General features: G+C 59.7%; 28 protein-coding genes and 1 tRNA gene. 7 read left to right on the top strand and 22 right to left on the bottom strand.

What is annotated here, in order from left to right; all coding sequences use genetic code 11:
• The 11 genes from MCRY_RS03830 to MCRY_RS03780 all read right to left on the bottom strand — a co-directional run.
• Positions 1 to 338: DUF4145 domain-containing protein (locus tag MCRY_RS03830; protein WP_139834087.1), on the bottom strand; the 338-nt coding region annotated here is incomplete at its 3' end.
• A 15-nt stretch (positions 339 to 353) separates the two neighbouring features.
• Positions 354 to 1,541 carry a restriction endonuclease subunit S gene (locus tag MCRY_RS03825; protein WP_171046041.1) on the bottom strand — a complete coding sequence of 396 codons (1,188 nt, stop codon included), beginning with the start codon at positions 1,539 to 1,541 and terminating at the stop codon, positions 354 to 356.
• The gene (locus tag MCRY_RS03820; RefSeq protein ID WP_085628140.1) at positions 1,538 to 2,479 is read right to left on the bottom strand and encodes a GIY-YIG nuclease family protein; all 942 of its coding nucleotides are present in this window, start codon (positions 2,477 to 2,479) and stop codon (positions 1,538 to 1,540) included. Before MCRY_RS03820 ends, MCRY_RS03825 begins: the two co-directional genes overlap by 4 nt.
• On the bottom strand, positions 2,476 to 4,071 hold the full coding sequence (locus MCRY_RS03815; RefSeq protein ID WP_085628139.1) for an HsdM family class I SAM-dependent methyltransferase: 1,596 nt from the start codon (positions 4,069 to 4,071) through the stop codon (positions 2,476 to 2,478). Before MCRY_RS03815 ends, MCRY_RS03820 begins: the two co-directional genes overlap by 4 nt.
• A 523-nt stretch (positions 4,072 to 4,594) precedes the next feature.
• Positions 4,595 to 4,669: transfer RNA gene (locus MCRY_RS03810), tRNA-Gln, on the bottom strand.
• 63 nt (positions 4,670 to 4,732) lie between these two features.
• The gene (locus MCRY_RS03805) at positions 4,733 to 6,115 is read right to left on the bottom strand and encodes a mechanosensitive ion channel family protein (protein WP_238939859.1); all 1,383 of its coding nucleotides are present in this window, start codon (positions 6,113 to 6,115) and stop codon (positions 4,733 to 4,735) included.
• 13 nt (positions 6,116 to 6,128) lie between these two features.
• Positions 6,129 to 7,136, bottom strand: coding sequence for a GGDEF domain-containing protein (locus MCRY_RS03800; RefSeq protein ID WP_171046042.1), 1,008 nt, complete (start codon positions 7,134 to 7,136; stop codon positions 6,129 to 6,131).
• A gap of 5 nt (positions 7,137 to 7,141) precedes the next feature.
• On the bottom strand, positions 7,142 to 7,741 hold the full coding sequence (locus tag MCRY_RS03795) for a heme NO-binding domain-containing protein (RefSeq protein WP_085628137.1): 600 nt from the start codon (positions 7,739 to 7,741) through the stop codon (positions 7,142 to 7,144).
• Between the two features lie 68 nt (positions 7,742 to 7,809).
• Positions 7,810 to 9,369 (bottom strand): trimethylamine methyltransferase family protein, encoded by a 1,560-nt coding sequence (locus tag MCRY_RS03790; protein ID WP_085628136.1) that lies wholly within the window; start codon positions 9,367 to 9,369, stop codon positions 7,810 to 7,812.
• A 100-nt stretch (positions 9,370 to 9,469) separates the two neighbouring features.
• Positions 9,470 to 10,171, bottom strand: a complete 702-nt coding sequence (locus MCRY_RS03785) for an HAD family hydrolase (RefSeq protein WP_085628172.1) — start codon at positions 10,169 to 10,171, stop codon at positions 9,470 to 9,472.
• Between the two features lie 5 nt (positions 10,172 to 10,176).
• Positions 10,177 to 10,461, bottom strand: a complete 285-nt coding sequence (locus tag MCRY_RS03780) for a DUF3572 domain-containing protein (RefSeq protein WP_085628135.1) — start codon at positions 10,459 to 10,461, stop codon at positions 10,177 to 10,179.
• Positions 10,462 to 10,552: 91 nt separating this feature from the next.
• Here MCRY_RS03780 and MCRY_RS03775 point away from each other — a divergent pair, with 91 nt between their 5' ends.
• Positions 10,553 to 11,956, top strand: a complete 1,404-nt coding sequence (locus MCRY_RS03775) for a GGDEF domain-containing response regulator (protein WP_085628134.1) — start codon at positions 10,553 to 10,555, stop codon at positions 11,954 to 11,956.
• A gap of 21 nt (positions 11,957 to 11,977) precedes the next feature.
• Here the strand turns inward: MCRY_RS03775 and MCRY_RS03770 are convergent, their stop codons facing one another.
• The 4 genes from MCRY_RS03770 to MCRY_RS03755 form a co-directional block, all read right to left on the bottom strand.
• Positions 11,978 to 12,460 (bottom strand): periplasmic heavy metal sensor, encoded by a 483-nt coding sequence (locus MCRY_RS03770; RefSeq protein ID WP_171046043.1) that lies wholly within the window; start codon positions 12,458 to 12,460, stop codon positions 11,978 to 11,980.
• A 1-nt stretch (position 12,461) separates the two neighbouring features.
• The gene (locus MCRY_RS03765) at positions 12,462 to 12,803 is read right to left on the bottom strand and encodes a hypothetical protein (protein ID WP_085628132.1); all 342 of its coding nucleotides are present in this window, start codon (positions 12,801 to 12,803) and stop codon (positions 12,462 to 12,464) included.
• Positions 12,781 to 13,377 carry a sigma-70 family RNA polymerase sigma factor gene (locus MCRY_RS03760; protein WP_171046044.1) on the bottom strand — a complete coding sequence of 199 codons (597 nt, stop codon included), beginning with the start codon at positions 13,375 to 13,377 and terminating at the stop codon, positions 12,781 to 12,783. The genes MCRY_RS03765 and MCRY_RS03760 overlap by 23 nt, the downstream gene beginning before the upstream one ends.
• A gap of 82 nt (positions 13,378 to 13,459) precedes the next feature.
• Complete coding sequence (locus tag MCRY_RS03755) at positions 13,460 to 13,945, bottom strand: EF-hand domain-containing protein (RefSeq protein ID WP_085628170.1); 486 nt, start codon at positions 13,943 to 13,945, stop codon at positions 13,460 to 13,462.
• 233 nt (positions 13,946 to 14,178) lie between these two features.
• Between MCRY_RS03755 and MCRY_RS03750 the strand changes: the two genes are divergently transcribed.
• Both MCRY_RS03750 and MCRY_RS03745 read left to right on the top strand, forming a co-directional pair.
• Positions 14,179 to 14,574 carry a DUF983 domain-containing protein gene (locus MCRY_RS03750; protein ID WP_085628131.1) on the top strand — a complete coding sequence of 132 codons (396 nt, stop codon included), beginning with the start codon at positions 14,179 to 14,181 and terminating at the stop codon, positions 14,572 to 14,574.
• Positions 14,575 to 14,601: 27 nt separating this feature from the next.
• The gene (locus tag MCRY_RS03745) at positions 14,602 to 15,306 is read left to right on the top strand and encodes an NUDIX hydrolase (protein WP_244897875.1); all 705 of its coding nucleotides are present in this window, start codon (positions 14,602 to 14,604) and stop codon (positions 15,304 to 15,306) included.
• On the opposite strand, the gene MCRY_RS03740 is transcribed toward MCRY_RS03745, so the two are convergent.
• Together MCRY_RS03740 and MCRY_RS03735 are read right to left on the bottom strand one after the other, a co-directional pair.
• Positions 15,303 to 16,205 (bottom strand): DMT family transporter, encoded by a 903-nt coding sequence (locus MCRY_RS03740; protein ID WP_085628130.1) that lies wholly within the window; start codon positions 16,203 to 16,205, stop codon positions 15,303 to 15,305. The genes MCRY_RS03745 and MCRY_RS03740 overlap by 4 nt on opposite strands.
• 19 nt (positions 16,206 to 16,224) lie before the next feature.
• Entirely contained in the window at positions 16,225 to 17,157 is a 933-nt protein-coding gene (locus tag MCRY_RS03735; protein ID WP_238939860.1) for a fatty acid desaturase, read from the bottom strand.
• 121 nt (positions 17,158 to 17,278) lie between these two features.
• Here MCRY_RS03735 and MCRY_RS03730 point away from each other — a divergent pair, with 121 nt between their 5' ends.
• Complete coding sequence (locus tag MCRY_RS03730) at positions 17,279 to 18,127, top strand: helix-turn-helix domain-containing protein (protein WP_085628129.1); 849 nt, start codon at positions 17,279 to 17,281, stop codon at positions 18,125 to 18,127.
• On the opposite strand, the gene MCRY_RS03725 is transcribed toward MCRY_RS03730, so the two are convergent.
• The gene (locus MCRY_RS03725) at positions 18,128 to 19,261 is read right to left on the bottom strand and encodes a CaiB/BaiF CoA transferase family protein (RefSeq protein ID WP_085628128.1); all 1,134 of its coding nucleotides are present in this window, start codon (positions 19,259 to 19,261) and stop codon (positions 18,128 to 18,130) included.
• Between the two features lie 134 nt (positions 19,262 to 19,395).
• Here MCRY_RS03725 and MCRY_RS03720 point away from each other — a divergent pair, with 134 nt between their 5' ends.
• Positions 19,396 to 20,673 (top strand): MFS transporter, encoded by a 1,278-nt coding sequence (locus MCRY_RS03720; protein WP_085628127.1) that lies wholly within the window; start codon positions 19,396 to 19,398, stop codon positions 20,671 to 20,673.
• A gap of 20 nt (positions 20,674 to 20,693) precedes the next feature.
• On the opposite strand, the gene MCRY_RS03715 is transcribed toward MCRY_RS03720, so the two are convergent.
• Genes MCRY_RS03715 through modA form a run of 4 tightly spaced genes read right to left on the bottom strand, consistent with a single transcriptional unit; the run spans position 20,694 to position 24,339 of the window.
• Positions 20,694 to 21,737: an aldo/keto reductase gene (locus MCRY_RS03715; RefSeq protein WP_085628126.1), complete on the bottom strand. Its 1,044-nt coding sequence runs from the start codon at positions 21,735 to 21,737 to the stop codon at positions 20,694 to 20,696.
• A 39-nt stretch (positions 21,738 to 21,776) separates the two neighbouring features.
• Positions 21,777 to 22,913, bottom strand: a complete 1,137-nt coding sequence (modC, locus tag MCRY_RS03710; RefSeq protein ID WP_238939694.1) for a molybdenum ABC transporter ATP-binding protein — start codon at positions 22,911 to 22,913, stop codon at positions 21,777 to 21,779.
• Entirely contained in the window at positions 22,871 to 23,569 is a 699-nt protein-coding gene (modB, locus tag MCRY_RS03705) for a molybdate ABC transporter permease subunit (protein WP_085628124.1), read from the bottom strand. The genes modC and modB overlap by 43 nt, the downstream gene beginning before the upstream one ends.
• Positions 23,566 to 24,339: a molybdate ABC transporter substrate-binding protein gene (gene modA, locus MCRY_RS03700; RefSeq protein WP_244897874.1), complete on the bottom strand. Its 774-nt coding sequence runs from the start codon at positions 24,337 to 24,339 to the stop codon at positions 23,566 to 23,568. Before modA ends, modB begins: the two co-directional genes overlap by 4 nt.
• Positions 24,340 to 24,471: 132 nt before the next feature.
• Between modA and MCRY_RS03695 the strand changes: the two genes are divergently transcribed.
• Positions 24,472 to 25,161, top strand: coding sequence for an ImuA family protein (locus MCRY_RS03695; RefSeq protein ID WP_085628123.1), 690 nt, complete (start codon positions 24,472 to 24,474; stop codon positions 25,159 to 25,161).
• Between the two features lie 48 nt (positions 25,162 to 25,209).
• On the top strand, positions 25,210 to 26,430 hold the full coding sequence (locus MCRY_RS03690; RefSeq protein ID WP_085628122.1) for an MFS transporter: 1,221 nt from the start codon (positions 25,210 to 25,212) through the stop codon (positions 26,428 to 26,430).
• The last annotated feature ends 46 nt before the right edge of the window (positions 26,431 to 26,476 follow it).

The raw sequence follows: 26,476 nt of genomic DNA, 5'->3' as shown, positions 1-26,476 counted from the left end.
ATCTCGACGACCTGACGCGCGCCCTCGGGCTTCAAATTCGATCCCTCATGCGCAGACTTGTTGCGGACGAGGTTGATGAAGCGCGCCTTGGCGTGGACCTTTTGCCCCATGATCGTGCGCAGGTCGGGGTCGTTGATCATCCGGCTCGCGCCGGTTTGGGCGGGGGGCGTCAGGCCCGCGTCATGGGCGAAGGCCCAGCCGAGCGCCAGCTCCACCGCTTTGCCCGCCAGGATCGCCGCCGCCTCGGGCTCCGACATCGCCAGTCGTTCCGCCGAACTCGCCGCCGCGTGGACAGCGGGGAAGTCGGGTTCGAGATGCGCGAAATTGCTGGCGGTCATGGCGGTTTTCCGGGGTCAGAGCGCTCCGGCGAAGGCGCGGGATTGGAGGGACGCGAAGAGGGTTTCGAGCTCTTGGTAATGGGCTTTGGTTTTATCAATCAGATCATTGATTCCACGTAGCTGCGCGGCAAAGGATTTTTGTTCTTCTAAGTTCGGAATCTTTATCGAAAGCCCTTTTATGATGCCCATATTCAAGCCGGACATGATTGAGCCCTTGGTCTGCTGTTCAAGCTGGCGGTGGACGTCATCATCAAAAAGAAACGCAGCACGCAGGAATTCAGAGTCCACTCGATCTTTGTCTGGAGTCAGGCAACACAGGTGCTTCGTATTCACCATTGTCTGAACATCTGAAGGCACAACAGCGCATCGTCCACAAGTTCCCATGATCGTAATGAGCACATCACCGGGGATCACCGTGTATCGCTGAAGCGCCTTGTATTTCTCTTGAGTAATGAATCGCGGCGTTTCTTCTACGAATTTGTTGGTAACTACGTTGTCGATCCCGAGAACAGGTATCCCGCTTTCGACAAACTCGGACTTCAGTAGCTGGCTTCCGAACGGACCAGTGCGACCGTTGACGATGACGTCATCAATCTTCGCGGTTGGCAGGTCTGGCCGATCCCCGAACATCTCCGCGAAGATCGCGCCCGGGAGGGTGTCGAGCAGGGCGAGGGCTTCGCGGCGGCGGCGGCGCAGGGCGTCAGCAGCATCCAGTATCCCCGCAATCCGCAGCTGCTCTTCGAGGGGCGGGAGGGGGATTTGCAGCGCCCCAATCTGACCGAGGCTCAGGTTTGAGATGACCCCGGTGACTTTGCTCTTCGACATCTGCGATTGAGCGTCTGCACTTGAAAGCCAGTGCAGCATGAAGCGACGGTCGATTTTCTCAGAGGTTCTGACAATAGCAACGGCCTGATTGCAGTTCATTTCTTCAGCGTCATCCGGCACAATTGAGGCTCGCCCAATTGTCCCCGCAATCGAGATTAGAACATCCTTCGGATGTATTTTGGAGCGCTTGAGTGCTTGGTGGGTTGCATTTGAGACGAAGAGCGGGTCGGCACCGACTGACACACTCCCATCGACCAGGTTCTGTGCCCTGAGAAAGGGAACACCGCTACTCGTGACGGAGTAGCCCAATGTAGTTGGCGTTGTGCCTTTGGTGATGACACTCGCCTCTTCTTTGAGCGTTGCACGTGACCAGCTCATTCCGCTGCCTCCTGCTTCGCCGCCTGCGCCTGCTGCCAGTCGTGGTAGGACTGGCTCGCGCCCTTCACCTTCCATTCCAGTCGGCCATTGCTGTGCCGGTCTAACACAACCGCAGCCGCGGCCGACGGACTGGTGAAAGACCAGGGCCGAGTAAACCGCATTTTGGCCGGTTCCTGCGTCCCCTCCATCGGAACAAGGACGCCCTCTGCGAGTAGCCTCTCCTTGGTCGCCGTTGCCGTATCGTGCTGGACATAGCCTGTGCCGGTCAGCACTTCCGATCCCTCGAGCACGATAAACTCGCCCTCTTCCTCCACCGCCGTGGCCTTCACGCCACTCTTATGCCGGATCTCGAACTGCACTTCACCGGTGGTGCGTTCCTCGACCGGCTGCGCCGTATGGGTCACTGCCTTTGGCTGGGGCTTGAGCATGTCGAGCCCGATCACCGGCAGGATGATCCGCAGATTGGCGAGGAACTGTTCCATGTTGGCGATATCGGCCTCTGGCAGGCGGCGCCGGCTGGTATCGGGATGGGTGCCGTTGTCGAGAGTAACCCGGCCCGCCTTCGCAGTCTGTTCGATCAACCGCGCCTCCAGATACTCAGCATGCCCCTTTGACATGTCGTCGTCGCTGGTGGTGACGGTGATGGCGGTTTCCCAGAAATCGCGCTTCAGCGCACTCTGCTTGATCCGGTCGGAGACAGAGTTGCCTGACCCGATGTAGACGCGCGTGCTGCCTGCCGTGTCGAGGTCTGGACCAGAGAGGATGTAGACCCCGGTGCGGTCCACCTCGTCGCGCGCGGTCAGGTCGCCGAACGCGGAAGCGCCGGAGACGAAGAGCACGCCGGTCCAGCCGTGGATCGACGCCTTGCGCAGGCCTGTGGGTTTACCATCCACCAGAAAGAGCTGGATCGTGCGGCCGAAGGCTTCGCCGGTGCTCATTCGGCGGCCTCTTTTGCGGGACCGTCACCAAGCATTGCTTCCAGCGCATCCAGACCGGTGCAGATTTCGAGTTCCATTGCTCGAAGCCGCTTGAGTATTGTGGCGGGACGCTCATGCTCGACCACATCGTGCTCAATCTCACGGTAGCGGTTGAGGCTGAGATCATATCCTGCAGCGGCGATTTCCTCCTTCGGCACGACGAAGCTTCGAGCTGTGCGCGGGTTGTCCTTTTCCGTCCCCTCGCGCTCTTTCCAGCGGGAAAGCGCATCCGGGAGATCGTTGAGCTTCGCCTCGTCCTCGGCCAGTTCCGCCCAGGGGCCGAGTTTATCTTCAGGCACGAGGAAATTGCGCTTATCGTCGAGGCTTAGGCCGTCGGCGTGCATGTCGTAGAACCATACACCGTCGGTGCCGCCCGAATCTGTCCGCTGGAAAAGCAGGATGGCGGTCGAGACCCCGGCATAGGGGCGAAAGACACCAGCCGGCAGCTTGAGCACGCCCTGTAGCTGTTGTTCTTCGACCAAGATGCGCCGCACCTCCTTGTGCGCCTTGTTTGAACCGAAGAGCACCCCATCTGGCACGACCACCGCCGCCCGACCACCACGCTTCAGAAGGCGCAGGAAAAGGGCCATGAAGAGCAGCTCGGTCTTTCGGGTGTTGACGATCCGGGTGAGGTCCTTGGCTACCACCTCAGCATCCAGAGAGCCAGCAAAGGGCGGGTTGGCGAGGATCAGGGAATAGGTCTCCGCTTCGTCGCCGTGCTCTTGCGTGAGGCTGTCGCGGTAGACGATAGAAGCGTCCTCGAACCCGTGCAGTGCCATGTTCATGGCGCCAAGACGGAGCATGGTGCCGTCGAAGTCATGGCCGTGGAACATGCCACTTTCGATGTGCGAACGCGCGTCCGGATCGGTCCAGGCGTCGGCATCGTTGCGGCGCAGGTATTCCGCCGCGCCGACCAGGAAACCAGCTGTGCCGCACGCGGGATCACAAATCACGTCATCACGGCGTGGCTCCGTCATCGCCACCAGAAGCTCAATGATGTGACGCGGCGTCCGGAACTGACCATTCTGGCCTGCAGCAGCGACCTTCGAAAGCATGTATTCGTAGAGGTCGCCCTTGGTGTCACGGCTCTTCATCGGCAAATCTGACACAAGGTCCACAACCTTGGCCAGCAGCCGACCCGTCGGAATTTCATAACGAGCGCTGGCCATGTGCTTGCGCAGCGGCGCGCCGTCCGATCCAAGCCGACGAAGGAATGGGATCAAGTGGTTCTCGGCGGCTTCCTGCATTTCCGCTGGCGGCAAAGTCGTGAAACGAGGCCAACGTAGATCTGAATATGCACGACCATCAGCGACCTTTACGCCCTGATCGTCAACAATAGGTATTCCATCGAGGTCGTCTGGGAACAGATCACGTTCCAAAGCAACGCCGCGCGCCCTTGCCTGACGTTCAGCAAGGGTTTGTGCGTCATCAAGGCCTTTGAGGAAGAGAAGCAGCGTCAACTGCTCCATAACCGTCTGAGGGTTTGAGATCCCACCGGTCCACATTGCATTCCAGATATTTTCTACTTTGGACTTGAGTTCGCCGGTGATCATATTTTCCTCTTTCTTACCAATGTGCCGCCTCGACGCCCACACGTCCACCGGGAAACGCGCTGCGGCATATCTCCTGTTTACAGCAGCATTTATCGACGTGCATTAGGGTCGGCAACGTGAGCCGGCCACAAGGGCACCACTCGCTTTGCCGATCCATGTTGAGTGTTCGCATTGCGAAAGGCCGCAAGATTGCAAAGCGGTGACACTACAAACTCCACGGCGGAGGAGGATCCAAGTAGTTTCGGCGAGCAACAGCGAGGATAGGACAGCCTTCTCAGCACTGAAGCACACCTGTTTTTTTGACCTTAAAACGCTAATTTACCGCTGCGGCACACGAAGAGTTCGAAGCGGGGTGATACAGCAAACTTGCCGGTCTGAACCAATTGTCGACAAGTTATCGGCGATTTACGAGTCATTAGCTATTGGGAACGAGGCGTGGGCCGGAAAAATGATCCGGCAAAGTGTTCCGGACGACAAAATCGACGTGCGGCTAAGCCCTTGAAATTCATACATTCTAGGAAACTGGCTGGGGTGGTAGGATTCGAACCTACGGTACGCAGTACCAAAAACTGTTGCCTTACCACTTGGCTACACCCCAACCGTGCGGGCGTACTTACGCCGCTCTGTGATCGGGATCAAGACCCGGAATCCGAAAATTTTTCTACTCTTCCGGCGCGTCTTTCTTGAGAAGGTCACCGCCGGGTTTTTCCGCGCGTTCCGAGGCGACGATCCGTTCAAGCTCCTTGTCCATCGCGGCTTCTGTATCTCCGACAGTGGCGGTGGCCGCGGCGATGGCGGCGGCGTTCGATGTGGTGGGGTGTGGACTAGGCTGCAGTGCGGGGGCATCGCCGACTCCGACGATGCGCAAGGTGGTTTCCGGCATGACAATGCCTGCGTGGTCAAATGCAGCGAGGCACAGGCGCCACGCCTCACTGCGAGCCTTGAGATAGCTGGTTTCGTGCTGTCTGATCCAGCCTGCCACGTTCAGTATGATCGCGCTGTCCCCCAGATCTTCGATCCAGACAGCAGGGGCGGGTTCGTCGATCACAAAAGGCAGTGAGGCCACAGTTTGAAGGGCCAAGTCCTGCGCGCGGGCCAGATCGGTGTCGTATGCGACGCCAAGACTGACCAGAAACCGGCGCTCGTCATTCCGGGTATAGTTGACGATCCGACTTTTGAAGACGGTGGCATTGGGTATGCGAATGTGGTTGCCATCAAAGCTGAGCAGAATCGTGGCCCGGCTCGTCAGTCGGATGACCTTGCCGATATCGCCTTCGATCTCGACCTGATCATTGGGCCTGAAGGGTTGGCGAATCGACAACATGATCGACGCGATGAAGTTTTCGACCGTGTCTCGTACCGCGAACCCGATGGCGAGACCGATGATCCCGGCCGCGCCGAGGATGGTGGAGAGCAGCGCAGTGGCCCCGAGAATGTCGAGGGCAATCACGAGGCCACCCAGAATGAACGCGATGCGGATCACTTGCCGGTAGATATCCGCTATAAAAGCGTTGGGGGCGATCCGGTCCCACGGACGCTTCATACGGGCGATGAGAAAGCCGACCATGACAACAAGGGCAAACGCCGCGACCGCTACGGCCAGAAGAGGCAGGTAGTTGATAAATTGCTCGGACCGCGCCCGGAAACGCTCCCAAGCGGGGTCGAGGCGGCGCGCCACATCGGTGGTTTCCTGCACCCGGTTTTCAATGGTCACCACACCTTGAACACGCCCTGCGATTTCATTCAGACGAGAAACCGCAGGACCATCCAGCGCTGTGCCGCGCAACGTAACGATGCCAGAGTTCACTGTGACGGTGACGTCTTCGTAACCGTCCAGTTCCATCAGGATTTCGCGGATGCGATTGGCGATGGCCGCGTCCTGCTCTGCACTGTCCTCCACAGTGATCGTGCCCGTGGGCTGATCAGAGGTCTGCGCCTGAAGCGGGGCCTCAACGACGCTCAGGACAAAAACTGTGCTTAGAAGAATGAGGCGGAACAACAGACCCATGGTTGCGAACATGCGCGACGGTTGAAAGGGTTTCAAGCGCGCTTTGCTGTTATCCGCCCCGAGACTGTGCGGCAGGCAGATCGAGGTCCGCAAGACTGTCGCCCATGCCGGAAGTCCAGAAAAGATGCCGCCCTCTGCCAGACCTTTTTGCGGCGTAAAGCGCGACATCGGCACGCGAGACATGGGTCGCTGGATCGCAGCGCACCACCATGCGCGATACGGCAATCCCTATGCTTGCCCCTATCGTAACGTCTTGCCCGTCAATCATCGCAGGTTCGGAAATGGCGCGGATCAGCCCGGCTGCCAGGGACGTAAGCCGCAGGTCATCCGTCAGCCCGGGGCAGACGACAACAAATTCGTCACCCCCAGCGCGCACGAGTAGGTCGTCCTGCCGGGTTTGACTGCGCACAATCGCGGCAACGCGTTTGAGAACGGCATCGCCGACACTGTGCCCGAGCGTGTCGTTCACCTGTTTGAAGCGGTCCAAATCCATTTGCAGGATGGCATATTCGGTGTCGGATTGCCCAAGCCGCGCCAAGGCACCATCCAACGCGCGACGGTTGTGCAGCCCTGTCAGACCGTCGGTCAACGCATCGGTTTCAGCTGCCAGTCGGGCCCCGTTCAAACGGGCATTCAGGCTGAAGGACGCGGCCATCGCGCTGGACTTGGCTTCTTGAAGAAACAAAAGCTCCATCACCAGGTCACTGGGGGCAAAATCCTGAGCGGTCAGGCCAAAGCGCTGAACCGCGTCGACCACGGCAATGCCGAACGACAGATCAAGGATTGCTCCGTCGGCCCGATCATCGACCACCAATCCCCGCAATCCAAGCCCTGGCTCTGCCCGAAGGCGCAGGCGCAGGACTTGGCCTGCCAAGTCGCGCAATTCGGACATCGACGCCGGTTTGGCAGGGCGCAATATCTCGAACACTTCGAGAAAGCGGGAACCTGTCGGGTCATCTATGCCAAGTTTGCAAAAGCTTTTGCCGACTTGCCGGATATGCCCTGTGGGCCCAATGCAGACATGTAGGGGGCGGATCGCAAGCAGGAGGTCCGTCACTGAGATCATCCGAGATGTGCCGCTTCGGTTTCGGCCAGTGAAAACCCACGGTCATCCGCAAAGGCCGTTTCGATAACCTGCACCTCGATGATCTCGGCCCCGTCGCGCACGCCGCGATGATCTAGCACGGCAAGCGTTCCGTAATCATCAGCCATCGCCCGCAGCAATCCAACAAGAACATGGCCGAACCCGGTTGGGGTTCCGGTGCAATGTATTGTGAAATTCCGCGGAATCGGTTCCCGGACGTGAACATGGGGCAGCTCAAGGCCCGAAACCGCGAGGCGGGTGCGGCCCGGCAGATCATCAAGCGAATGCAGCAGTTCGGAAAACGTGTCACCACCAAAGCGCATCAGCCGCCGGACCGACGCGTGATTCTGATGGGTGATCAGGTACGCGCCCAGATCTTCGAGAATCACCGAGGGCGCGCGATCAAGATTTTGGGCACAAGCCGTCAGAAGAATAGGAAAATACGCAGCATCGTATTGCAGCATCGCCTCGAACGACGTGATCGGCAGGTCGGAAAATGCGACGGCCTGCGCCCAGCGATCGGGTCCGAATGCGTCAGAGATAAACGCTTCGAGTGTGCGGAAGATGAGACCGTGCATGGTGTGTGCCCTTTGTTTGGCACACACCATGACGTGCGGTTCTTAAAAAACGGCAAACTCAGGCTTGATCAGAAATCGGTCGGCGCGCCGCCTTCGGATTTTCGGCGTTCGACGAAAGCAGCCAATTCCTCTTGGATGGCGATATCCATCGGGGGTGCCTCGAATTCTTCGAGAATGGCTTTGTAAATCACGTGCGCACGCTCCGGGGTCCAGACGCTGCCTGCGGCCTCCCATGCCTCGTAGTTTTTCCAATCCGACAGGAACGGCTGGTAGAAGGCAGTGGTGTAGCGTTCCTGCGTGTGTTTCGTGCCGAAGAAATGCCCATTACTGCCGACCTCGCGGATCGCCTCGAGGCCCAGCCCGTCATCACTCACATCGCAGATTGCCGGATCCATGTAGCGGATCAACTGCTGGATCACCTCGCAATCCATGACGAATTTTTCAGGGCTGGCGATCAGCCCGCCTTCAAGCCATCCCGCCGCGTGATAGACAAGGTTTGTGCCCGACTGGATGGCCGCCCAGAGGCTGTGTTCGGTTTCCCACATCGCCTGACCATCGGGGACGTTGGCAGCACAGACGCCGGACGACCGCAGGGGCAGGCCATAGAACCGCGCCATCTGGCCGGTCATCTGCGTGGCGCGCATGTACTCCGGTGTTCCGAACGCAGGCGCACCCGACTTCATATCGACGTTTGAGGTGAACGTGCCGATGGCGCACGGCGCGCCGGGATTGATGATCTGGGCCAGCACAATCGCGCTCAACCCTTCGGCCAGCGATTGCGCGACAGCACCGGCCATCGTCACGGGAGCCATCGCACCAGCCAGCGTGAAGGGCGTCACAATGCAGCCCTGCCCCCGCGCCGCACAGCGCATCCAGCCATCCATCATCGGATGATCATGCTTAAGCGGTGAGGTAGAGTTGATGTTGGTATACATGCGCGGGGTGGCATCGAATTCCTCGTTGGTCAGACCACCGGCGATGCGGACCATCTCCATGACGTCTTCGACCCGCTCCTTGCCCAGCGAATAGGCGTGGGCCACTTTGTCGGTCAGGGTCAGCTTGTCGTAAAGCACATCGAGGTGCCGCACGCTGGCATGGATATCCACAGGTTCCACGGGGTATCCACCAACGAAGTGAATGCAATTGAAGTACTGTGACAGCTTAAGGAAATTGCGGCACATCTCGCGGGTGCCGGGCACCTTACGGCCCATTTCCATGTCCCAATAGTTGGGCGGTGACGATACATTGCCAAACAGGATATGCCCCTCACCGACGACGATCCGGCGCTCGGGATTGCGCGGTGTGATCGTGAAGGACCGCGGCGTTTTGCGCACCCATTCCATAACGAAATCGCGGCCCATCTTCACGTTTTCGCCGTCAACAGTGCAGCCTGCTTTTTTGAGAATGCGCACCGCCTCGGGATTCAGGAATTCGATCCCGATCTCTTCGAGGATGATCATTGCCGTATCGTGAACCCGCGCGACGCCCTCTTCGGTCAAGGGCTCTGTCGGACGGTCGATATTGATCGGCAAGCTCCACGGCAGCTGTTCGATCACGGACGTGCCACGGCGCACAGCGTGGCCGGACCGCCCTCCGCTCCGTCGTTTGCGTGTGGTGGCCTCTGTCATGACGTCCTCCTGCGTTGCCACTTTAGCTAGGCACCGCAGAGGTGACTTATCCTGCCGGAACACGACTCATACGGTCGCTTTTGGTCATTTCGGACCAAGATCATTTGAGGCCAAGCCACCCCGGAAGATGACCGATGTCAGGCAATACAAGGTCCGCGAAAGGCTCCAGATCAGCCGCATTGGCCGGACCGGTCAGCACGGCAACCGTTGCCATTCCGGCAGCGCGCCCAGCGATAAGATCATGGGTGCTGTCGCCAACCATGAGCGCCCTGCTTGGTTCCACGCCAACGGCGGAACAGAAAGCCAGCAATTGGCCTGGTTCGGGCTTTGCGCCGTACCCGCTGTCTGATCCGGCAATGAAATCAAAGTTTTGACGGACACCCGCGGCATCAAGATGTGCAAAGGCCGGCGCCTCGGCATCATTCGTTGCCACACCAAGCCGCAACCCGGCTGCGGCAAGCTGCTTCAGCAAAGGTAAAAGCGGGACGGCCTCGGACATCGGCGCAGCTGCGGCTTCTTCGTTGATCAACGCGAACAGGGCCTTCGGAGACAGATCCGGGCAATGTGGTGCGAGTGTCGCGACAAGCTCGTCAGGCGTTCCGGCAATGACAAAACTGTTGGGCGCGAAAACCCCAGCCTGCAGATCGAAACCAATGACATGTCCCAAAGCGACTGCGCGGTCGCGGTCGTTGTCTGCCAGGCGCATCAGAAAGGCCTTGGCCCATGCGTTCCATGTCGCGCCAAAGTCGAACAGCGTGCCGTCTTTGTCGAACAGGATCGCAGTGATCTGGCGCGGGTCGATCACGGTCACGTCCAATGCACCTGCGCACCGCCCGGCAAAGCTGCCCGCGCCTGCATCAGTCGGTCGTAGGGGATGCCTTCATTGTCACAGAACGCGATCACCCAAGCATCGTCCATCATGATGAAATCAAGCACCGAGGCCTGAAACTCGGGCACCCCGACACCTTCACGGAACGCCACTTCGTCTACCCCGGTCGACCCCATGAAGACGGGTAGCAAATCGTCATTTCCTGCAAGCCAGACAATCGCCTTGATCGCGAGTTGCTCTGCCCCGTCTTTTGAAATCGACATTTTTAGATATTTCCCAAACGCTTTTTTAACCAAATAGCGGCAAAGAATTGGTGAGCAAAGTCTTAACGCCTGCCAATCAACCGGAGTCGTCGTGCAAAGGTCCGTTCTAATCATCGACGCCATCAGCACCCGCCGCATCCACATGCGCGCGCAACTCGACACGGCGGCGTATCCCGTCGACCTTGCGGATACACAAACCGAAGGATTGGCCCTCATTCGCAAAGATCCACCTGATGTCGTGATTATCGCCGACGACCTGCCCGGCCTCCGTCTTCGTCAGTTCTGCAAGACATTGCGCGGCAATACGCAAACGCAGTTCACCACCGTTGTTGTGGCCGTGCGCAGTGAGAATCAATCGGCGCGTGTCAGTGCCCTTGTTGATGGCGCACATGATGTGATCGACATGAACAGTGATGGTGTCGATCTCAAGGCCCGGGTGCGCAGTTTCATGCGTACAAGTGGTCAGTCCGAAGGATGGTATCGGCAGCCGCAGACCCAAGCTGTCAGTGGCCTAGCAGAGGCCGTTCCCGAATTTGCCCCCAAGACTGTTGCAAGCTTCGTGGCGCGGGATTCAGAGATATGGTTCGACAAGATCCTGAACGACGTGTCGGCTGCCTCCGGTATCGACATAAGGCCGACATCCGCGCGACTGGCGCGGCGTAGCCCGGATGTCGAAAGCGACGTCTATATCCTGCTCGAGACGGGGTCCGACGACGGGACGCGCGATACGCTCGTGGCCCTGCGAAGCCATCCCACCAGTCGCGATAGCCGCATTCTTTTTGTGACCGACTGCCCCTCCCAAATTGCCTCTCCGCTGGACCTCGGGGCGGATGATCAGGTGCCCACGACCATCAGCCCGACTGAATTAAGGCTTAGGATCGATCGGCTTGCCCGCCGCAAACGCGATGCGGACCGCAAGCGCAAAGAAACAACAGAGCTTGCCCAGAAAGCCTACGTGGATGCTTTGACAGGACTCAGCAATCGCACCGCTATGGAAGAATACCTTTTGCGAATGGATCATGCGTTGACCGCGCAGCCACGGGCGGTTGCGATGATGATTGCTGATGTCGATCACTTCAAGGCGATCAACGACAATCACGGTCATGCGGCAGGCGATGTGATCCTTGCGCAATTGGCCCGGACAATGAGATCGAAGCTGCGCGATGGCGATTTCATTGCGCGCTATGGCGGAGAAGAGTTCCTGATCGTGCTGCCGAACGTCGAAGCAGAACAAGCGCATGATGTGGCCTTGCGGTTGCGCGACGCAGTTGCTGACAATCCGATTGCATTGAACGCCAGCACGCATGTGCGGGCCACGATCAGCATCGGACTTGCCGTAGCCCATCGCAACGACCGTATGTCTACGACGGATTTGCAACGCGCTGCCGACAACGCCCTGTATTCCGCCAAACGCAATGGCCGCAACCGGATCGACATAGCGCTGCTGGCCAACTCTCATGAACGGCCTTTAGGTGGGACGCATGGCGAGCAATGACGACAGAGCCAAGACCGACGCTCAGCGGCGAATCCGGTTCGCGATATCACGCAAACGCTCTTCAAGGCGGTCGGCATACGCGGCGCGCTCCGCGTCGGTCATGGCCACAATTCGGTTGACCAAAACCTCTTTGCCCAGTTCTTCGCGCTCAGCGCGACTGCGCGACTGGTCGGCGACCGATGTGATAAAGGCGTCGCGGTCGAATGGGGTCGCGCGCAGGATCTCCAGCGTGGACTGAAGCTCTGTGACAAACGCCCCGCGGTCCCGTCCCTGGCGCTGTAAACCCGCCTCGAAATCACGCCGCAGCGCGCGACGATCTTCATCGCTTAGCGCGCGCATAAAGAATGCGCCATAATCCGTACGTGTGCGGTCGGATCGCTTATCCGGCCCACTGGTGACGAAAAAACCCGCGACGGCACCGACGACAAGAAGGTTCAGCGCAACGGACACAAACAGCGTCACACGCATCCAGAGAGGTGTTTTCGGTTTTGCATTCTCCGCCATGTCAGCCATCCACCAGTAGCAAATCGAAGGCCCCAAGCCCGGCTCCGATATCCAGCGCCGCAGCATCGACCGGTGAAAGGGCAACCATCAGGTCATCGGTCAGCGCCCCACCGGCCCAGACCCCGACGCAGGCTGTCATCGCAAGCCCAGCCATGGCGGGCCATCCACCCAATGTCCCGAAGACCAGTCGCCAGAACGGCTGCCGCTCCGACACCGGCATCTGCGCTGCGGCATCTGCAATGACACGCGCCAGCAAACCATCCGGCAGCGGTGGCGTTGTCTGACGCGCTGCGGCAAAGGCCGCCTCAAGCGGGTCGTCACTACGAGGTTTCGACTGTGTCATCTGTGTATCCCAAACCTGCGCGCTGGCCGCTGAGAAGCGTGGCCAGAGCCCGTTTGCCGCGTGCGGTCAAACTTTCCACCGCACGTGGCCCAATGTCCATGATCTGGGCAATCTCGGTGTTGCCCAGACCTTCTATATGTCGCAACACGACCGCCTGTCTTTGGCGGTCGGGCAATTGCATCAGCGCATCTTCAAGCGCCATCTTGCGCGCCTTGTTTTGCAATCGCGCTTCGGACCCCGGCCCGTCATCCGCAATGTCCAGATCATCCGGCAGCCCGTCTGGTCTGGTCTTGCGCAATCGGTCGATGCACAGGTTCGCCGTCACCCGGTAAAGCCATGTGCGCACCGATGCGCCGCCTGCACTGTCCCAGCCCGGAGCATGCCGCCACAGCCGCAACATTGCCTCTTGCGCAACATCTTCGGCCTCGGCGCGATCATTGAGCATCCGAAACGCATGCGCAAAAACCAGTGGCGTATATTTTGTCGCAAGCGTCCGCGCCGCGTCGGCATCACCGGCGGCGTAGGCATCAAGCAACGCCGCTTCCGCAGCAGGATCGGTCTGACTTTGTGTCATGCCACCGTGTGTCTGGTTTCCGGTCCAATTTATCAGGTGTCCCGAGCGATGCACATACACCGCTCGGGACAATGACATCGGCTCAGCGATCACCGCCGTGACGCTTGCCACCGAACAGGCCGCCGCGTTTGCCACCATTCCCACCCATACGGGCCTCTGCGAATTCCTCGGCACTCAGCGTGCCATCGTCATTTGCATCGAGCCGTTCAAACATGCGTGCGGGGTCGCGGCGGGACGAGATTTCATCTTCGGACAATGCGCCGTCACCGTTACTGTCAAGGCGCGCAATCATCCGTTCGGCGCGCTGCGCGGCGCGTTCTTCACCCGCAGCCGCGATTTCTTCGGCAGTCAACAGACCATCGCCATTGGTGTCGGCGCGGGCAAAGCGATCAGCGCGTGCCTCGAATTCCTCGGCAGACACGGTCCCATCGCCGTTGATATCCAGTTCGGCAAACATCGCGGCGCGACGATCCTCGCGCGAGGCAGTGTCTTGGGCAAAAGCCGCACCAGCCGTGGTGGCGAGAAGGGCTGCAATCACGAGTGCGGAAACCTGCTTGTTCTTGGTCATCTGTTTTTCCTTTTCATGTCCGGCCTGTTGACCGATGCTTTTCAACACTGGGCCAGATCGACACTCTGTCGTCTTGGCATCCACTGCGTTTCACGGGGCAGGCAGATGTTTCCGTCGCAAAAAATTACAGATCACCATCACAGGTCCGTGATTTGCGACATCCAGCCGCAAGGACAGTTTGGTCACTATTCATCGCTGACAGGGACCGCCATTTTGAACGCGGGAGAGCGATCATGACTTTATCACACGTAACTGAAGAGGACGAACGTCCGACTTGGCCTGCGCTGCGCAGGGGATGGCGACGGAAATGTCCGAAATGCGGCAGTGGCCCTTTGTTGAGCGGCTACCTCAAGGTCCGCGACACCTGCCCGGTGTGCCGCGAAGAGTTGCATCACCACCGCGCCGATGACGGCCCCGCGTATCTGACGATTCTCATTGTCGGCCACCTCATGGCGCCGCTTCTGCACATAGTGTTCGTCAACTTCCGCCCGGAACCGCTTGTCTTGTTCACGATCTTCGCAGTTGGCTGCGTTGCTCTGACACTCTACCTTCTTCCCAGATTGAAGGGCGCAATCGTGGCATTCCAATGGTCACGACAGATGGGTGGGTTCGCAAACAGCGCGCCCTGACCCTTCGCCACTGTGAAGGAAGCCTGCGTGATCGAACCGGGACTGATCGATAAAACTGCCATCCGTGATGCGTCCACGGTGATCGTGCTGCGCGACCGCGATCACGAACCCAGCGTGCTCATGGGACAACGCGGTGCAAACGCCGCCTTCATGCCGAACAAATTCGTCTTTCCCGGAGGCGCGGTCGATCCCGAGGATGCGCAAGTACCCTTCGCCGACGCGTTGTCCGAGCTTTGTGCAAACCGATTGACCGATGGCGTGCCAGAAGACCGTGCAACAGCTTTGGCCGGAGCCGCAATTCGCGAGTTGTGGGAGGAAACCGGCCAGATCCTCGGGCGCGCAGGGACGTGGGAGAGCCCACCGGACAACTGGCGCGACTTTGCTGCGACTGGTCACTTGCCCAGCGCATCGCCTCTTCAATTCGTCTTTCGCGCCATCACGCCGCCGGGCCGCCCGCGCCGGTTCGACGCGCGGTTCTTCCTGCTGGATGCCGATGATCTGGCCAGCGACCCTGACGATTTTTCCGCCGCCTCCGATGAATTGGCACATTTGCAATGGATCGCTCTGGACCGTGTGCGCAGCTTTGATCTGCCCTTCATTACAGAGGTGGTTCTGGCCGAAGTTGCGGCCCGCGCCACACAGAAAGACCCGCCGGCCTCCGTGCCTTTCTTTCGCAACGATGACGAAGAAAGCCTGTTCCTGCGGCTCTATGGCCGACCGATGGCCGACTAGATGACAAGGATGAAGGCGAGGATCGACAGCGCCAGAAAGCCGATCCCGATCAGTTCGCGCGGTGTAGTCTTTTCTTTGAAGAACAACACCGACGCCATCAGCGAAAAGATCAGCTCGATCTGACCTACGGCCTGTACATAAGCCGCTGTCTGTAAGGTGAAGGCCGTAAACCACCCCATTGACCCTGCCATAGACGTCAGCCCAACCCAGACCGCCACTTTGCGCGCGCGCCACACCGCACTGAGTTGCCCCGGCTCGCGCCATCGCAGCCAAAGCGCCATAGCAACGAACTGGGAGGCTGTCACACAGGTCAATGTCACTGCCGCCCGCAACACCGCGTCCTCGCTGTCGATCTGTAGCGATGCCGCCCGGTAGCTGGTGCCGGAAAACGCGAAAAAGAACCCGGATGTCAGCCCAAGCCCTGTAGCGCGGCTGGTCAGGCTGGACCACACCCCCTGATCCAGTCCCGGCGTTCGCGACAGCAGCAGAACCCCGATCAGCCCGATGAGGATCGCGCCCCACCCTGCCAAAGAGACTTCTGCGCCGAACAGAGCAACGCCGACAATGGCGGTTTGAATGACTTCGGTTTTCTTGAAGGTGATCCCGACTGCGAAGTTACGTTGCCGGAAGAGCGCAACCACGCACACCGTGGCAAGGATTTGCGACACGCCCCCCACCCATGCGTAGAACCAGAACCAGCCATCTAGCGTGGGAAACGGCGTGTCGCGGACCCACAGATAGGCCAACGTCACAAGCATCGCTGCCGGGGCGGCGTAGGCAAAGCGCGCAAAAGTCGAGCCTGCAGTGCTCAGCACATCCATGCTCAGCACTTTTTGCAGCATGAACCGGACGGTCTGAAACAAGGCCGCCGCGACGCTGGCGAAGATCCAGAGTTCCATGCGCCTCTATGGCGTCACCTCAGCGGCCTTGTCCATCCCGGTAAAGCGGATGTGGTACAGGATCCTTGGCGCGGAACAGATACTTGCGCGCAACCTCGCCATAGGTGTCGTAGCGATACCCCTGATTTGATGCGAGGTACTGGGATCGACGCGTCCGGTACAGATCTGGCAACGCATACCACGGCACGCCCGGATGCAAATGATGCACCACGTGAAGATTGTTGTTGAGAAAGAGCAATCCGAAAAACCCGCGATCCTCGACAATTGCCGTGCGGGCGGTTGTGCGATCATGGGCGCGATGTTCGAGATAAGTGCGCAGCTTGAGTAGCGACAACGCCATGTAAACCGATAGCAACCACGCCCAGATCGGCATCGTGGCAACCAATGTCATCCACCAGATGACGCTGGCGGCTGCCGGGATGTGCAAAACCCAGCCCACTAACACACGGCGGTCACCCGCGCGGATCAAACGCCAATCGGCGCCCATGAACGCAATCTGGCCAACGAAGGGACCAAGGATCAGACGCCCAGCCAGCGTATTGTTCGCGCGGCACAACGCCTTGCGCCATGCAGGCAGTCGGTTCCAGACAGCCGGGTCAAGATAGTTGGTCTCTGGATCGTCATAGGGATCGGTCAGGTTCTCATCCCGGTGATGCGCAAGATGGGTGTCGCGAAACCGCATGTACGGCACCACAAGTGTAAGCGGCGGAAACACCAACGCCGCGTTCAGAAGCTTGCTCCGGGTGGGATGCCCATGCAGCGCCTCGTGGGTCAACGATGAATGCTGGGCCCCGGTCCAAGCGCATAGCAGGATGGCCAGAAAAACCGAAACATCGCTGATCCAGACAGTCGAGACACCCCAAAGGCCATAGGTGATGCCGAGCATCAAAAGCGTCGGCCATTCGGCTGCGCGCCGCAGCTCTGCCGATCGCGGCAAAGGCATGTCTGTCATAAAGTGATCCCAAGAGTTCCCAGTGATCACCATAGAGCCCGCGCCTGACTTGCAGAATTCTGACAACAGTGCACAATTGTCTTTAACCGTGACTAATATCACCAAATGTTAGATTTTACTGATGGACAAGCTGCAACGGGCCGATCTGTTCCGCACACGCCTGCTGATCGCAATCCGCCGATCTGGAACGAACCAGAGTGAACTGGCTCGGCGTACCAGCATCGACCGGTCAACAATCTCACAGCTTTTGCGGGATGATGCCGCTAGGCTGCCGAACGCGCATGTGGTGGGGGCCTGTGCCAGTGTGCTTGGCGTTTCGGCGGACTGGCTTCTTGGACTCTCAGAACATCCCGAAAACGCAACAGACCTGCTGGCAAACGCATTGACCCTGACCAATGCGCCTCGTGCCTTGGTGGACCAGCAAATCTTCGACTGGCACCGAGAGGCCGAAGGCTACAAGATCCGTTATGTGCCCGCTGGGCTACCGGACATGCTCAAGACCAACGAAGTTCTCACTTGGGAATACGGCCCCCATCTGGGACGCACCACCGCGCAGGCGATCACGGCATCGGCCAATCGGTTGGCGTGGATGCGGCAGTCGGCTTCGGATTACGAAATCGCCATGCCACTTTTCGAGGTGCAAAGCTTTGTCGATGGGACAGGCTACTACGCCGATCTGCCGCTCGAGGTGCGCAAGCAACAAATCGAGCACTGGCTCAACCTGACCCAATCGCTCTACCCAAGGCTGCGCGTGTATCTCTTCGATGCACGACAGGTCTATTCCGCGCCGATCACCGTGTTCGGACCGTTGCTCGCGGTGATCTATCTGGGCAGCAACTATCTCGCGTTCCGCGACACCCAGCGCGTTCGGGCGTTCTCCGACCATTTCGACAACCTGGTGCGGCAGTCACGGATCACCGCGCGATCTTTTCCGGATCACCTGTCGGAATTGCGCAAAGCTTTGGGGTAATCAGGTATCAGGGCGTTCCGGCCAACCAGCGTGTTCGGACAATGACGTGAGGATTGCGTCGGTGTCCTGACCTCTGCCGTGCGTTTCCGCGGGCGGCGCAGGTATCTGGCCATCAAAGCGCGGGGCGGCTGCGGCTTGCAGGGCGCCATTGACCTCGTGCCATGTCTGCCGTGCCATATTTTGCGGATGTGCAAAGGCGTCACGTGGGGACAGGACCGGGGCGACGCAGGCGTCGCTGCCATCAAACAACTCTTCCCAATGAGACTTTTTGTGCGCAGCAAAGATCAGTGCCAGTCGGTCTGCCAAACCGGGCCATGCGTCTTTGTTGAACTGATGTTCAACGAAGTCCGTGTCTTCCGAAAGACCAAGCTTACCAAGAAACTCTGCATAGAATTTCGGCTCAAGGCATTGCACGCTGACGAACCCGCCATCTGCACAGCGATAGGTCCGCGACCAATGTGCCCCAACCAGCGGATTGGCCTGCGCGGATGGTCCGTCCTCGACGCTGCCTGCAATCGACATCAATAGGTTCTGCATATGCGCGGCACCGTCGTAGATCGCGGCATCGACAACCGTGCCATTCCCGGTGCTCCTTGCAGCGATGATCCCGGCCAGCAAACCCGCCACCAAGTAAAGCGCACCACCCCCGATATCGCCAACCAAAGTCGGCGGCACAGTCGGACGTTCGTCATCTGGCCCAGATGACCAGAGCGCGCCCGCCATCGCGATGTAGTTCAGGTCATGCCCTGCGCGTTCCGCCAGCGGCCCGTCCTGCCCCCAACCGGTCATGCGCCCGTACACCAGACGGGGATTGACCGCGTGGCAGATGTCAGGCCCAAGCCCGAGCCTTTCCATTACACCGGGGCGGAACCCTTCGATCAAACCATCGGCATGGACGAGTAGCTTGAGCACCACGTCCCGATCCGCGTCGGATTTCAAATCCAGCACCAGAGATCGCTTGCCCCGGTCAGTGACGGGGCAGTCCATCAATCCGATCACAGGCCCAGACCGAGGGCGATGCACGACGACCACATCCGCCCCAAGATCAGCGAGCATCATCGCCGCAAATGGGCCGGGACCAATCCCTTCAATCTCGACGATGCGAACACCGGCGAGGGGTCTGTCTTTCGGCATGGACAACCTTTCAGACTTGGATCGCACAACAACGACCTTTGAGTGTCGCTCCAAGAAAACGACATTGGGTCGCAGACGGCAATGCATGAGTTGGCCGGGCTGGTAATCGTGGTGCACGACTTCAAAGGCAAGACATGCACGAACGACGCATACCCGAGTGGCTTCGCCACGCACCTGCACCCAGCGTGCGCGGCTTTGCCATGCTGGCTGCAGCGGAAGCTGTGGCGAGAGGCATTCTGATCTCGGTCTTTCCGCTGCGGATGTATCAGGCCCTGCAAGATGCAGCGCTTGTATCGCAGGTCTATTTCCTAATTGGGATCGCGTCGCTTTTGACTGGTCTGCTTGTGCCCTTCCTCGCGCGGTTCCTGCCACGACGTTGGGTCTACGTTTCAGGCGCGTGCTGCTTTATTGCAGGCTCGCTTTTGGCCATCGACGGATCAGCGATGGCAACCATCATCGGGCTGACGTTGACCTCAGCCGCGACGGTGACGACCTTTGTCTGCTTCAACGCCTATGTACTGGACTATATCGCCAAGATCGAACTGGGGCGGTGCGAGACCTCGCGTATGTTCTACAGCGCGGCTGGATGGACAGTTGGACCGGTTTTGGGCGTCGTGTTGCTCAAATGGTGGGAACCCGCACCATTCCTCGTGGCGGCAGTCGCGTCTTCGACAATGTTGTTGATGTTCCTTGCAATGCGCATGGGCAATGGCAAGCTCATCACCAAAAGCCGACGGGCGCCGACCAATCCATTGGGATTCCTGCCTCGGTTCTTTGCGCAGCCGCGTCTGGTAGCCGGATGGCTGTTTGCCGTGATCCGATCCTGCGGATGGTGGGTCTATGTCGTGTATCTGCCGATTTTTGCAATCCAGTCGGGGTTGGGCGAACAGTTGGGCGGGATCGCGCTGTCGATCTCCAATGCTGCGCTGTTCGTGACACCCTTCATGTTGCGATTCATGCAACGCTTCTCAATCCGGCATGCCGTCCGCACCGGGTTCTTGATGTCTGGGCTGCTCTTTGGGGTTGCGGCTTTGTTGTCCGGCCTTCCATGGCTCACCGTGCTGTGCCTGATGTCGGGATCGTTTTTCCTGATCCTGCTCGATGTCTCTGCGGGGTTGCCGTTCCTCCTTGCCGTCAAGCCGTCGGAACGAACCGAAATGTCCGCCGTCTATTCGAGTTTCCGGGACGTGTCGGGCATCCTGACACCCGGAGTGGCGTGGCTGGTGCTGCTCGTGGCCCCCTTGGCAGCAATCTTTGGCGCTGGGGCGACGGCACTGGTGGGCGCGTGGGCCTTGTCCAGCAAATTGCCGACGCGGCTGGGGAAAACAGGCAGCCGACCGGTCCCACTACCTGAACCGGCACACACCGATATGGTGCCGCCTAGCGCAAAAGAAGCCACCGGCAGCGCTTGATCGCCCAGTCCCCGAAAAAATTAGTACGGCATCGGATGCTTTTTGTGCGTTTCGTCCAAAGCTTTCAGAACCTCTGCGCTCAGCCTCACATCCTCAGCCCTGAGCAAGTGCGCCAACTGGTCGGCCGTTGTCGCGCCAAAGATCGAGGACGCCACGAAAGGCCGCTGCGCCGACCACGCCAAGGCCATCAACGCCATATCAAGCCCGGCCTCTTGCGCGACCTTGGCATAGGCATCAACTGCCTCAAACGCACGGTCTGTTTTGCGGCCCCCTAGGTTGCCATTGATCGCCATCCGCGACCCATCGGGCACCGCACCGTTCTGGTATTTCCCGGTCAGCAATCCAGCGGCCAGAGGCGAGAACGGCAAGAGCGACACCTCTTCATGCACCATCACCTCGGCCAGATCAGTGTCGGCCATGCGGCACATGAGCGAGTATTCGTTCTGGATGCTTTCCATCCGCGGCCCAGCCATCGCCTGCGCCACCTGCAACCACATCATCGTGCCCCATGCGCTTTCGTTGGACAGTCCGATGTGGCGGATGCGCCCCTTCTCGATCTCGCGGCCCAGCGCGCCCAGCACATCGGCCATGTTCTGAAGCGTCTCGTTGCGGTTCTGGGTGGTCGGATCAAACGTCCAGTTCTTACGGAACATATACGATCCACGATTGGGCCAGTGCAGCTGATAAAGATCGATATGGTCGGTCTTGAGCCGCTTCAGCGACCCCTCAACGGCTTCGGGAACGGTCTCGCTGGAAATCGGCGCGCCGTTGCGGGCATGTTCCATGCCTTCACCGGAGTGTTTGGTTGCGAGTATCCATTCGTTGCGACGACCTGTTTGCTTGAACCAATTGCCAAGGATCTCTTCGGTCAGTCCGATTGTTTCCTTGGCAATCGGGTTCACCGGATACATCTCGGCGGCATCGATGAAATTGATTCCAGCGTCTAGTGCCATATTCATCTGGGTATGGGCATCCGACTCTGGCGTCTGGTTGCCGTAAGTCATCGTGCCAAGGCACAGTTCGGACACCATCAGATCGGTTTTGCCCAGTCGGTTCATCTTCATCACGCGTTCCTTCGAATTCGGTTGCGCGCAACGTAGCGGCTAAAGCCCGGTCTGCAAGCCGACAGCGATGTCCGTCTGCGAGACGGCAACAGATTTCATCACCGCGTAACATTCAGCCCCTTCGATGATGTTCAGCGTGTCGGCACTGCGGCGGGTGATCCGGGCCAGCAGGCGGTCCTCGCCAGCCTGAAGCTGCACGATCACACCCGGCCCTTCGCCGCGGCGCACCGCAAGCACGCGCGCGGGTAGGATGTTGAGCGCAGAGAGTCCTTCGGGACGCGCACGGGCCAAAATGACGTCCTGCGCAAGAATACGGACCCGAATTTTCGCGCCAACCGGCGCATCCACCGTTGGCAGCATAATTTCTCCGGCCGAGATCGCGAGGGCGCTCAAGCCGTCGGAATAGTGCCTCGAGACAGTGGCAGACAGGACCGCACCCGCATCGCGAATACCCAGCAGGCGCACCATGTCGGGATCGGTCAGAACCTCTTCAGGCGCGCCCGAACGTACAACGCGCCCCTCGTCGATCAGCACGATATGGGTGGCCAGTCGCGCCACCTCCGCCATGTTGTGGGTCACATACAGAATCGACAGCCCGGTCTCGCGCCGCAGGGTTTCGAGATAGGGCAGAATCTCGGCCTTGCGCGGCCCGTCCAGCGACGCAAGCGGTTCGTCCATCAAGAGCATGTCCGGTTCAGACAATAGGGCCCGTCCAATCGCCACCCTCTGCGCCTCTCCGCCGGAGAGCGAATGGGTGCGCCGATCCAAAAGATGCGAGATCCCCAAGAGCGCACCGACCTCCCTTGGGTCTTTCACGCCGCGACCACTGACGCGAGCGGCATAGCATAGATTGTCCTGCACGCTCAGATGCGGAAACAGGCGGCTGTCCTGAAACACATAGCCCAAGCGTCGTTTGTGTACCGGCAAATCAGTGCGGGTGGCGGCATCGAACAGAACACGGCCGTTCAAGGTGATATTCCCCTGCTCCGGGGTCACCAGCCCTGCAACAGATTTGACAACCGAGGTTTTGCCGCTGCCCGATCGCCCGAACAGCACCGTGACCCCTTCGGGCGCGTCGAAGGCGGTACGGAGGTCAAACCCGCCAAAAGATCGCCTTATATCCACTGAAAGGCTCATACGCCCGAAATCCGTCTTGCGACCCGGCGCGACAGCCATTCCGACAGGATCAATGCACCGATGGCGATGACCACGGCAACGATGACCAGACGGATCGCGCTGGTCTCGCCCCCCGGCACTTGCAGGAACGCATAAATCGCAGAAGGCACCGTGCGGGTCTCGCCAGGGATGTTCGACACAAAGGTGATTGTCGCGCCGAATTCGCCCATCGCCTTGGCAAACGCCAGAACCGCCCCCGCGATGATCCCCGGCAGGATCAGGGGCAGGGTTACCGTACTGAACACCTTTATCCGGCTTGCCCCCAACGTGGCCGCGGCCTCTTCCAGCTTGGGATCAACCGCTTCGATGGCAAGCCGCATGGCACGCACCATCAGTGGGAAGGCCATAATCGACGCCGCCAACGCAGCCCCGGTCCATTGAAAGGCCAGCGTAATTCCGAAAATGTCATCCAGCACGGACCCGATGGGCCCCTGCCGTCCAAACCCAAGCAGCAGCAGATAGCCCGTTACGACTGGCGGCAGCACGAGCGGCAAGTGAACCAGCCAATTCAACACATCCCGCCCGATGAACCGGCCCCGCGCCAGCGCCAGCGCACACAACAGTCCGAACGGCAGACTGAGCAACGTCGCCCAGAACGACACCTTGAGCGACAGCGCAACCGCCTGCCATTCCTCTGGGCCAAGCCATCCGATCATTCCGCCATCCCGACGGGAAGAAACCCAAAGTGGCTCAGAATCTCTTGCGCCACAGGGCTAACCAGCCATGCCACGAAGGCGGATGCGTCTTCCGGTGACGGAGAGTTCGAAATGACGGCTGCCGGATAGCGTATGGGCGGATGGCTGTTTTCGGGAAACACGCCTGCGGTGAAAACGCGCGGCTCTGCTTTTGCATCGGTCGCATAAACGATGCCCAAGGGCGCTTCACCCAAAGCCACAAGCGCCAGCGCCGCACGGACATTGTCGGTGGGGGCCAGCCGCGCTTGCAGTCCCTCCCAAAGCCCAAGATCAGTGAGGGCTGTCTTGGCATAGATACCCGCAGGCACCCCTTCGGGCAAGGCGATGGCCAGACGCTCCGCCGGGCCCAAAGCGCCCACGATGTCAGTGTCCGGTGTGATATCCGCATCCGAGGCGGCGGCGGGATCATGTGCCACCAGCACAAGGCGGTTTGACGCGATGTCGACACGGCTTTCCGGCACAGCCCTGCCTTGCGTGACCAGCCAGTCCATCCACGTTTCGTTCGCAGAGACATAGATATCTGCAGGTGCCCCGGCGTCGATCTGGCGTGCCAGTGTCGAACTGCCCGCCAGAACAAGCGTCACGCCCTGCCCGGTATCGGCTTCCCATACTGCCGCAAGCTCGGCCATCGCGTCGCCCAAAGAGGCGGCCGCGAACACCGTCAGGTCTGCCGCCTTTGCAGGCAGAGCCAAGCAAATCGCAACCAATGTGGCGCGCAAAATCGGGGTCACGACAAACAGAACCTTGTCCTTGAGGGCAAATCTTTGACGTACCTGACCAATTGCACCGATCCGAGGCAAGGGCTGACACGCAGGGTGCGACGAATCTCTTGAGAACAAAATAGGAACATATAAAGTGCTGCCATGCACAATGCCGCCACCCTTCTGTCCCGACGCCCTCACCGCCCCGCGCCGCAGATCACGCTGGGTGATCCCGAAATCGCGTTGCGGCTAGGCCGCGTGCACGAACTCTGCGGGCAGGCGCGGCACATGCTGGCCGTGTCGATCGTCACACAACTGGGCGGACCCGTGGTCTGGATCACGCAGCAAGCGGCGACGGAATATCTTTGCCCCGAGGCCATCGCAGACCAGATCACGCCCGGCCACATCCTGTTTGTCACGCCCTCCAATAAGGACATGATCCTTTGGGCCATGGAAGACGCACTGCGCGACGGTCATGCTCCCGTGGTGGTGGCCGATCTGACAGCCCCCCCCGCAATGGTGCCGATCCGCCGCCTGCATCTTGCCGCCGAGGCGGGCTGCGGTATAGGTGCTTGCCGCCCCCTAGCCGTGCTTCTGACCCCAGGTCAGGGTGGTGCGCCAGGGATCGAAACCCGCTGGTCGCTGGAACCTGCGCATCATAACGGCGCGGGCCATTGGACCCTGAGCCGCCTGCGCGCCCGCATGTCACCACCCCGCGATTGGCTGATGATACGGGGACAGGCCGGACTGATGCCCGCCGCGCCGGAGCCAGAAATTTCGTACGAAATTTCTGCACAGCAAAGGAATTTCGTACGAAATTCCTTGGGCCACACCCGGGAAACGACACCATAAGTCGAATATGGGCGACCGGCCCCGGTCGCGTCGGCTAGGGTCGCCATTATGCGCCTGCCTATCTCTTTCGCCGCACTGTTTCTGTCTGTTGCCCTGTTGCAGCTGTCATCTGGTGGTGTCGGTCCGCTCGATGCCATTTCAGGCATCACGCTGGGCTTTACGACCGCCGAAATCGGCATGCTGGGCTCTGCGCATTTCGTTGGGTTCTTTATTGGATGCTGGTGGGCACCCCGCCTCATGGGGACCGTGGGGCACGCGCGCGCCTTTTCCGCCTTTACCGTGCTGGGAGCCATTGGGTTACTAAGCCACATGATGTGGGCCGACCCTGTCGCTTGGGCGTTGATGCGGATCGCCACCGGAGTCTGCGTTGCAGGCTGTTACACTGTGATCGAGGCCTGGTTGCAGGCCGAAGTCACCAACGAGACCCGTGGCCGGGCCATGGGTCTCTACCGGATCGCAGACATGGGTGCGTCGCTGATTGCACAATTGCTGATCGGCGTGCTGACCCCTGCGGCCTATGTCAGCTACAATCTGCTTGCGATCTTCTGCTGTGCAGCCCTGCTGCCGCTGGCCTTGACCACCCGGCCTCAGCCCGAAACACCGGACGCGCCCCGACTGCGCCCGATGCTTGCCGTGGCCCGTTCTCCTCTCGCTGCGGCTGGTGTCATCGTCGCTGCAATCTCATCAGCGTCGTTTCGCATGGTGGGTCCAGTCTACGGGCAGGGTGTCGGACTTGCCCTTGATCAAATAGCCCTGTTCATGGCGGCTTTCGTGGCAGGGGGCGCTTTGGCGCAATACCCGGTTGGATGGCTCGCCGACAAATACGACCGGCGCTGGGTGTTGATCTGGCTGTCTGTTGCAGCCATCGCGTCCTGTGTGATGACAGCCTCGCTGACCGACTTGCCGACGTCCGGAGTGTTCCTCACGGCCATGATCTTTGGTCTGACCACCTTTCCGATCTACTCCGTCGCCGCCGCCCACGCACATGATTTTGCCAGTTCCAGTGAACGGGTCGAGCTCTCTGCCGCGCTTATGTTCTGGTATGCCTGCGGTGCAATCGCAGCGCCATATCTCGCTTCGGTGCTGATGGGGGTCTACGGGCCTCCAGCTCTGTTTGCGATGATCGCTGTGGGCCATGCCGGATTGGTGATCTTCGGTCTGATCCGCATGCGTGCGCGCCCAAGTCAGGCCAAGACACCCTATGTCTATGCCCCTCGCACTTCGTTCCTGATCGGACGGTTGATGCGATCCAGTCGAGAAAAGGACTGATGCTCTGGCACTTGCGCCTATGATCCGCTAAAGCGGCGCAAACCTC

Origin of the sequence: Marivita cryptomonadis (assembly GCF_002115725.1) — a bacterium.
GTDB lineage: Bacteria > Pseudomonadota > Alphaproteobacteria > Rhodobacterales > Rhodobacteraceae > Marivita > Marivita cryptomonadis.
The sequence above is the reverse complement of the archived record's forward strand: the minus strand, read 5'-3'. Positions and strand labels throughout refer to the sequence as shown.

Coding starts and splice junctions, on each gene's coding strand:
- modC (WP_238939694.1), bottom strand. CDS start 22,913: ATGGCTGTCGCGCCGGGTCGCAAGACGGATTTCGGGCGTATGAGCCTT.
- MCRY_RS03780 (WP_085628135.1), bottom strand. CDS start 10,461: ATGTCGATTTCAAAAGACGGGGCAGAGCAACTCGCGATCAAGGCGATT.
- MCRY_RS03750 (WP_085628131.1), top strand. CDS start 14,179: ATGACTTTATCACACGTAACTGAAGAGGACGAACGTCCGACTTGGCCT.
- MCRY_RS03720 (WP_085628127.1), top strand. CDS start 19,396: ATGCACGAACGACGCATACCCGAGTGGCTTCGCCACGCACCTGCACCC.
- MCRY_RS03690 (WP_085628122.1), top strand. CDS start 25,210: ATGCGCCTGCCTATCTCTTTCGCCGCACTGTTTCTGTCTGTTGCCCTG.
- MCRY_RS03730 (WP_085628129.1), top strand. CDS start 17,279: ATGGACAAGCTGCAACGGGCCGATCTGTTCCGCACACGCCTGCTGATC.
- MCRY_RS03790 (WP_085628136.1), bottom strand. CDS start 9,369: ATGACAGAGGCCACCACACGCAAACGACGGAGCGGAGGGCGGTCCGGC.
- MCRY_RS03725 (WP_085628128.1), bottom strand. CDS start 19,261: ATGCCGAAAGACAGACCCCTCGCCGGTGTTCGCATCGTCGAGATTGAA.
- MCRY_RS03765 (WP_085628132.1), bottom strand. CDS start 12,803: ATGACACAGTCGAAACCTCGTAGTGACGACCCGCTTGAGGCGGCCTTT.
- MCRY_RS03760 (WP_171046044.1), bottom strand. CDS start 13,377: ATGACACAAAGTCAGACCGATCCTGCTGCGGAAGCGGCGTTGCTTGAT.
- MCRY_RS03755 (WP_085628170.1), bottom strand. CDS start 13,945: ATGACCAAGAACAAGCAGGTTTCCGCACTCGTGATTGCAGCCCTTCTC.
- MCRY_RS03815 (WP_085628139.1), bottom strand. CDS start 4,071: ATGATCACCGGCGAACTCAAGTCCAAAGTAGAAAATATCTGGAATGCA.
- MCRY_RS03740 (WP_085628130.1), bottom strand. CDS start 16,205: ATGGAACTCTGGATCTTCGCCAGCGTCGCGGCGGCCTTGTTTCAGACC.
- MCRY_RS03735 (WP_238939860.1), bottom strand. CDS start 17,157: ATGACAGACATGCCTTTGCCGCGATCGGCAGAGCTGCGGCGCGCAGCC.
- MCRY_RS03795 (WP_085628137.1), bottom strand. CDS start 7,741: ATGCACGGTCTCATCTTCCGCACACTCGAAGCGTTTATCTCTGACGCA.
- MCRY_RS03695 (WP_085628123.1), top strand. CDS start 24,472: ATGCACAATGCCGCCACCCTTCTGTCCCGACGCCCTCACCGCCCCGCG.
- modB (WP_085628124.1), bottom strand. CDS start 23,569: ATGATCGGATGGCTTGGCCCAGAGGAATGGCAGGCGGTTGCGCTGTCG.
- MCRY_RS03825 (WP_171046041.1), bottom strand. CDS start 1,541: ATGAGCTGGTCACGTGCAACGCTCAAAGAAGAGGCGAGTGTCATCACC.
- MCRY_RS03770 (WP_171046043.1), bottom strand. CDS start 12,460: ATGGCGGAGAATGCAAAACCGAAAACACCTCTCTGGATGCGTGTGACG.
- MCRY_RS03715 (WP_085628126.1), bottom strand. CDS start 21,737: ATGAAGATGAACCGACTGGGCAAAACCGATCTGATGGTGTCCGAACTG.
- MCRY_RS03820 (WP_085628140.1), bottom strand. CDS start 2,479: ATGAGCACCGGCGAAGCCTTCGGCCGCACGATCCAGCTCTTTCTGGTG.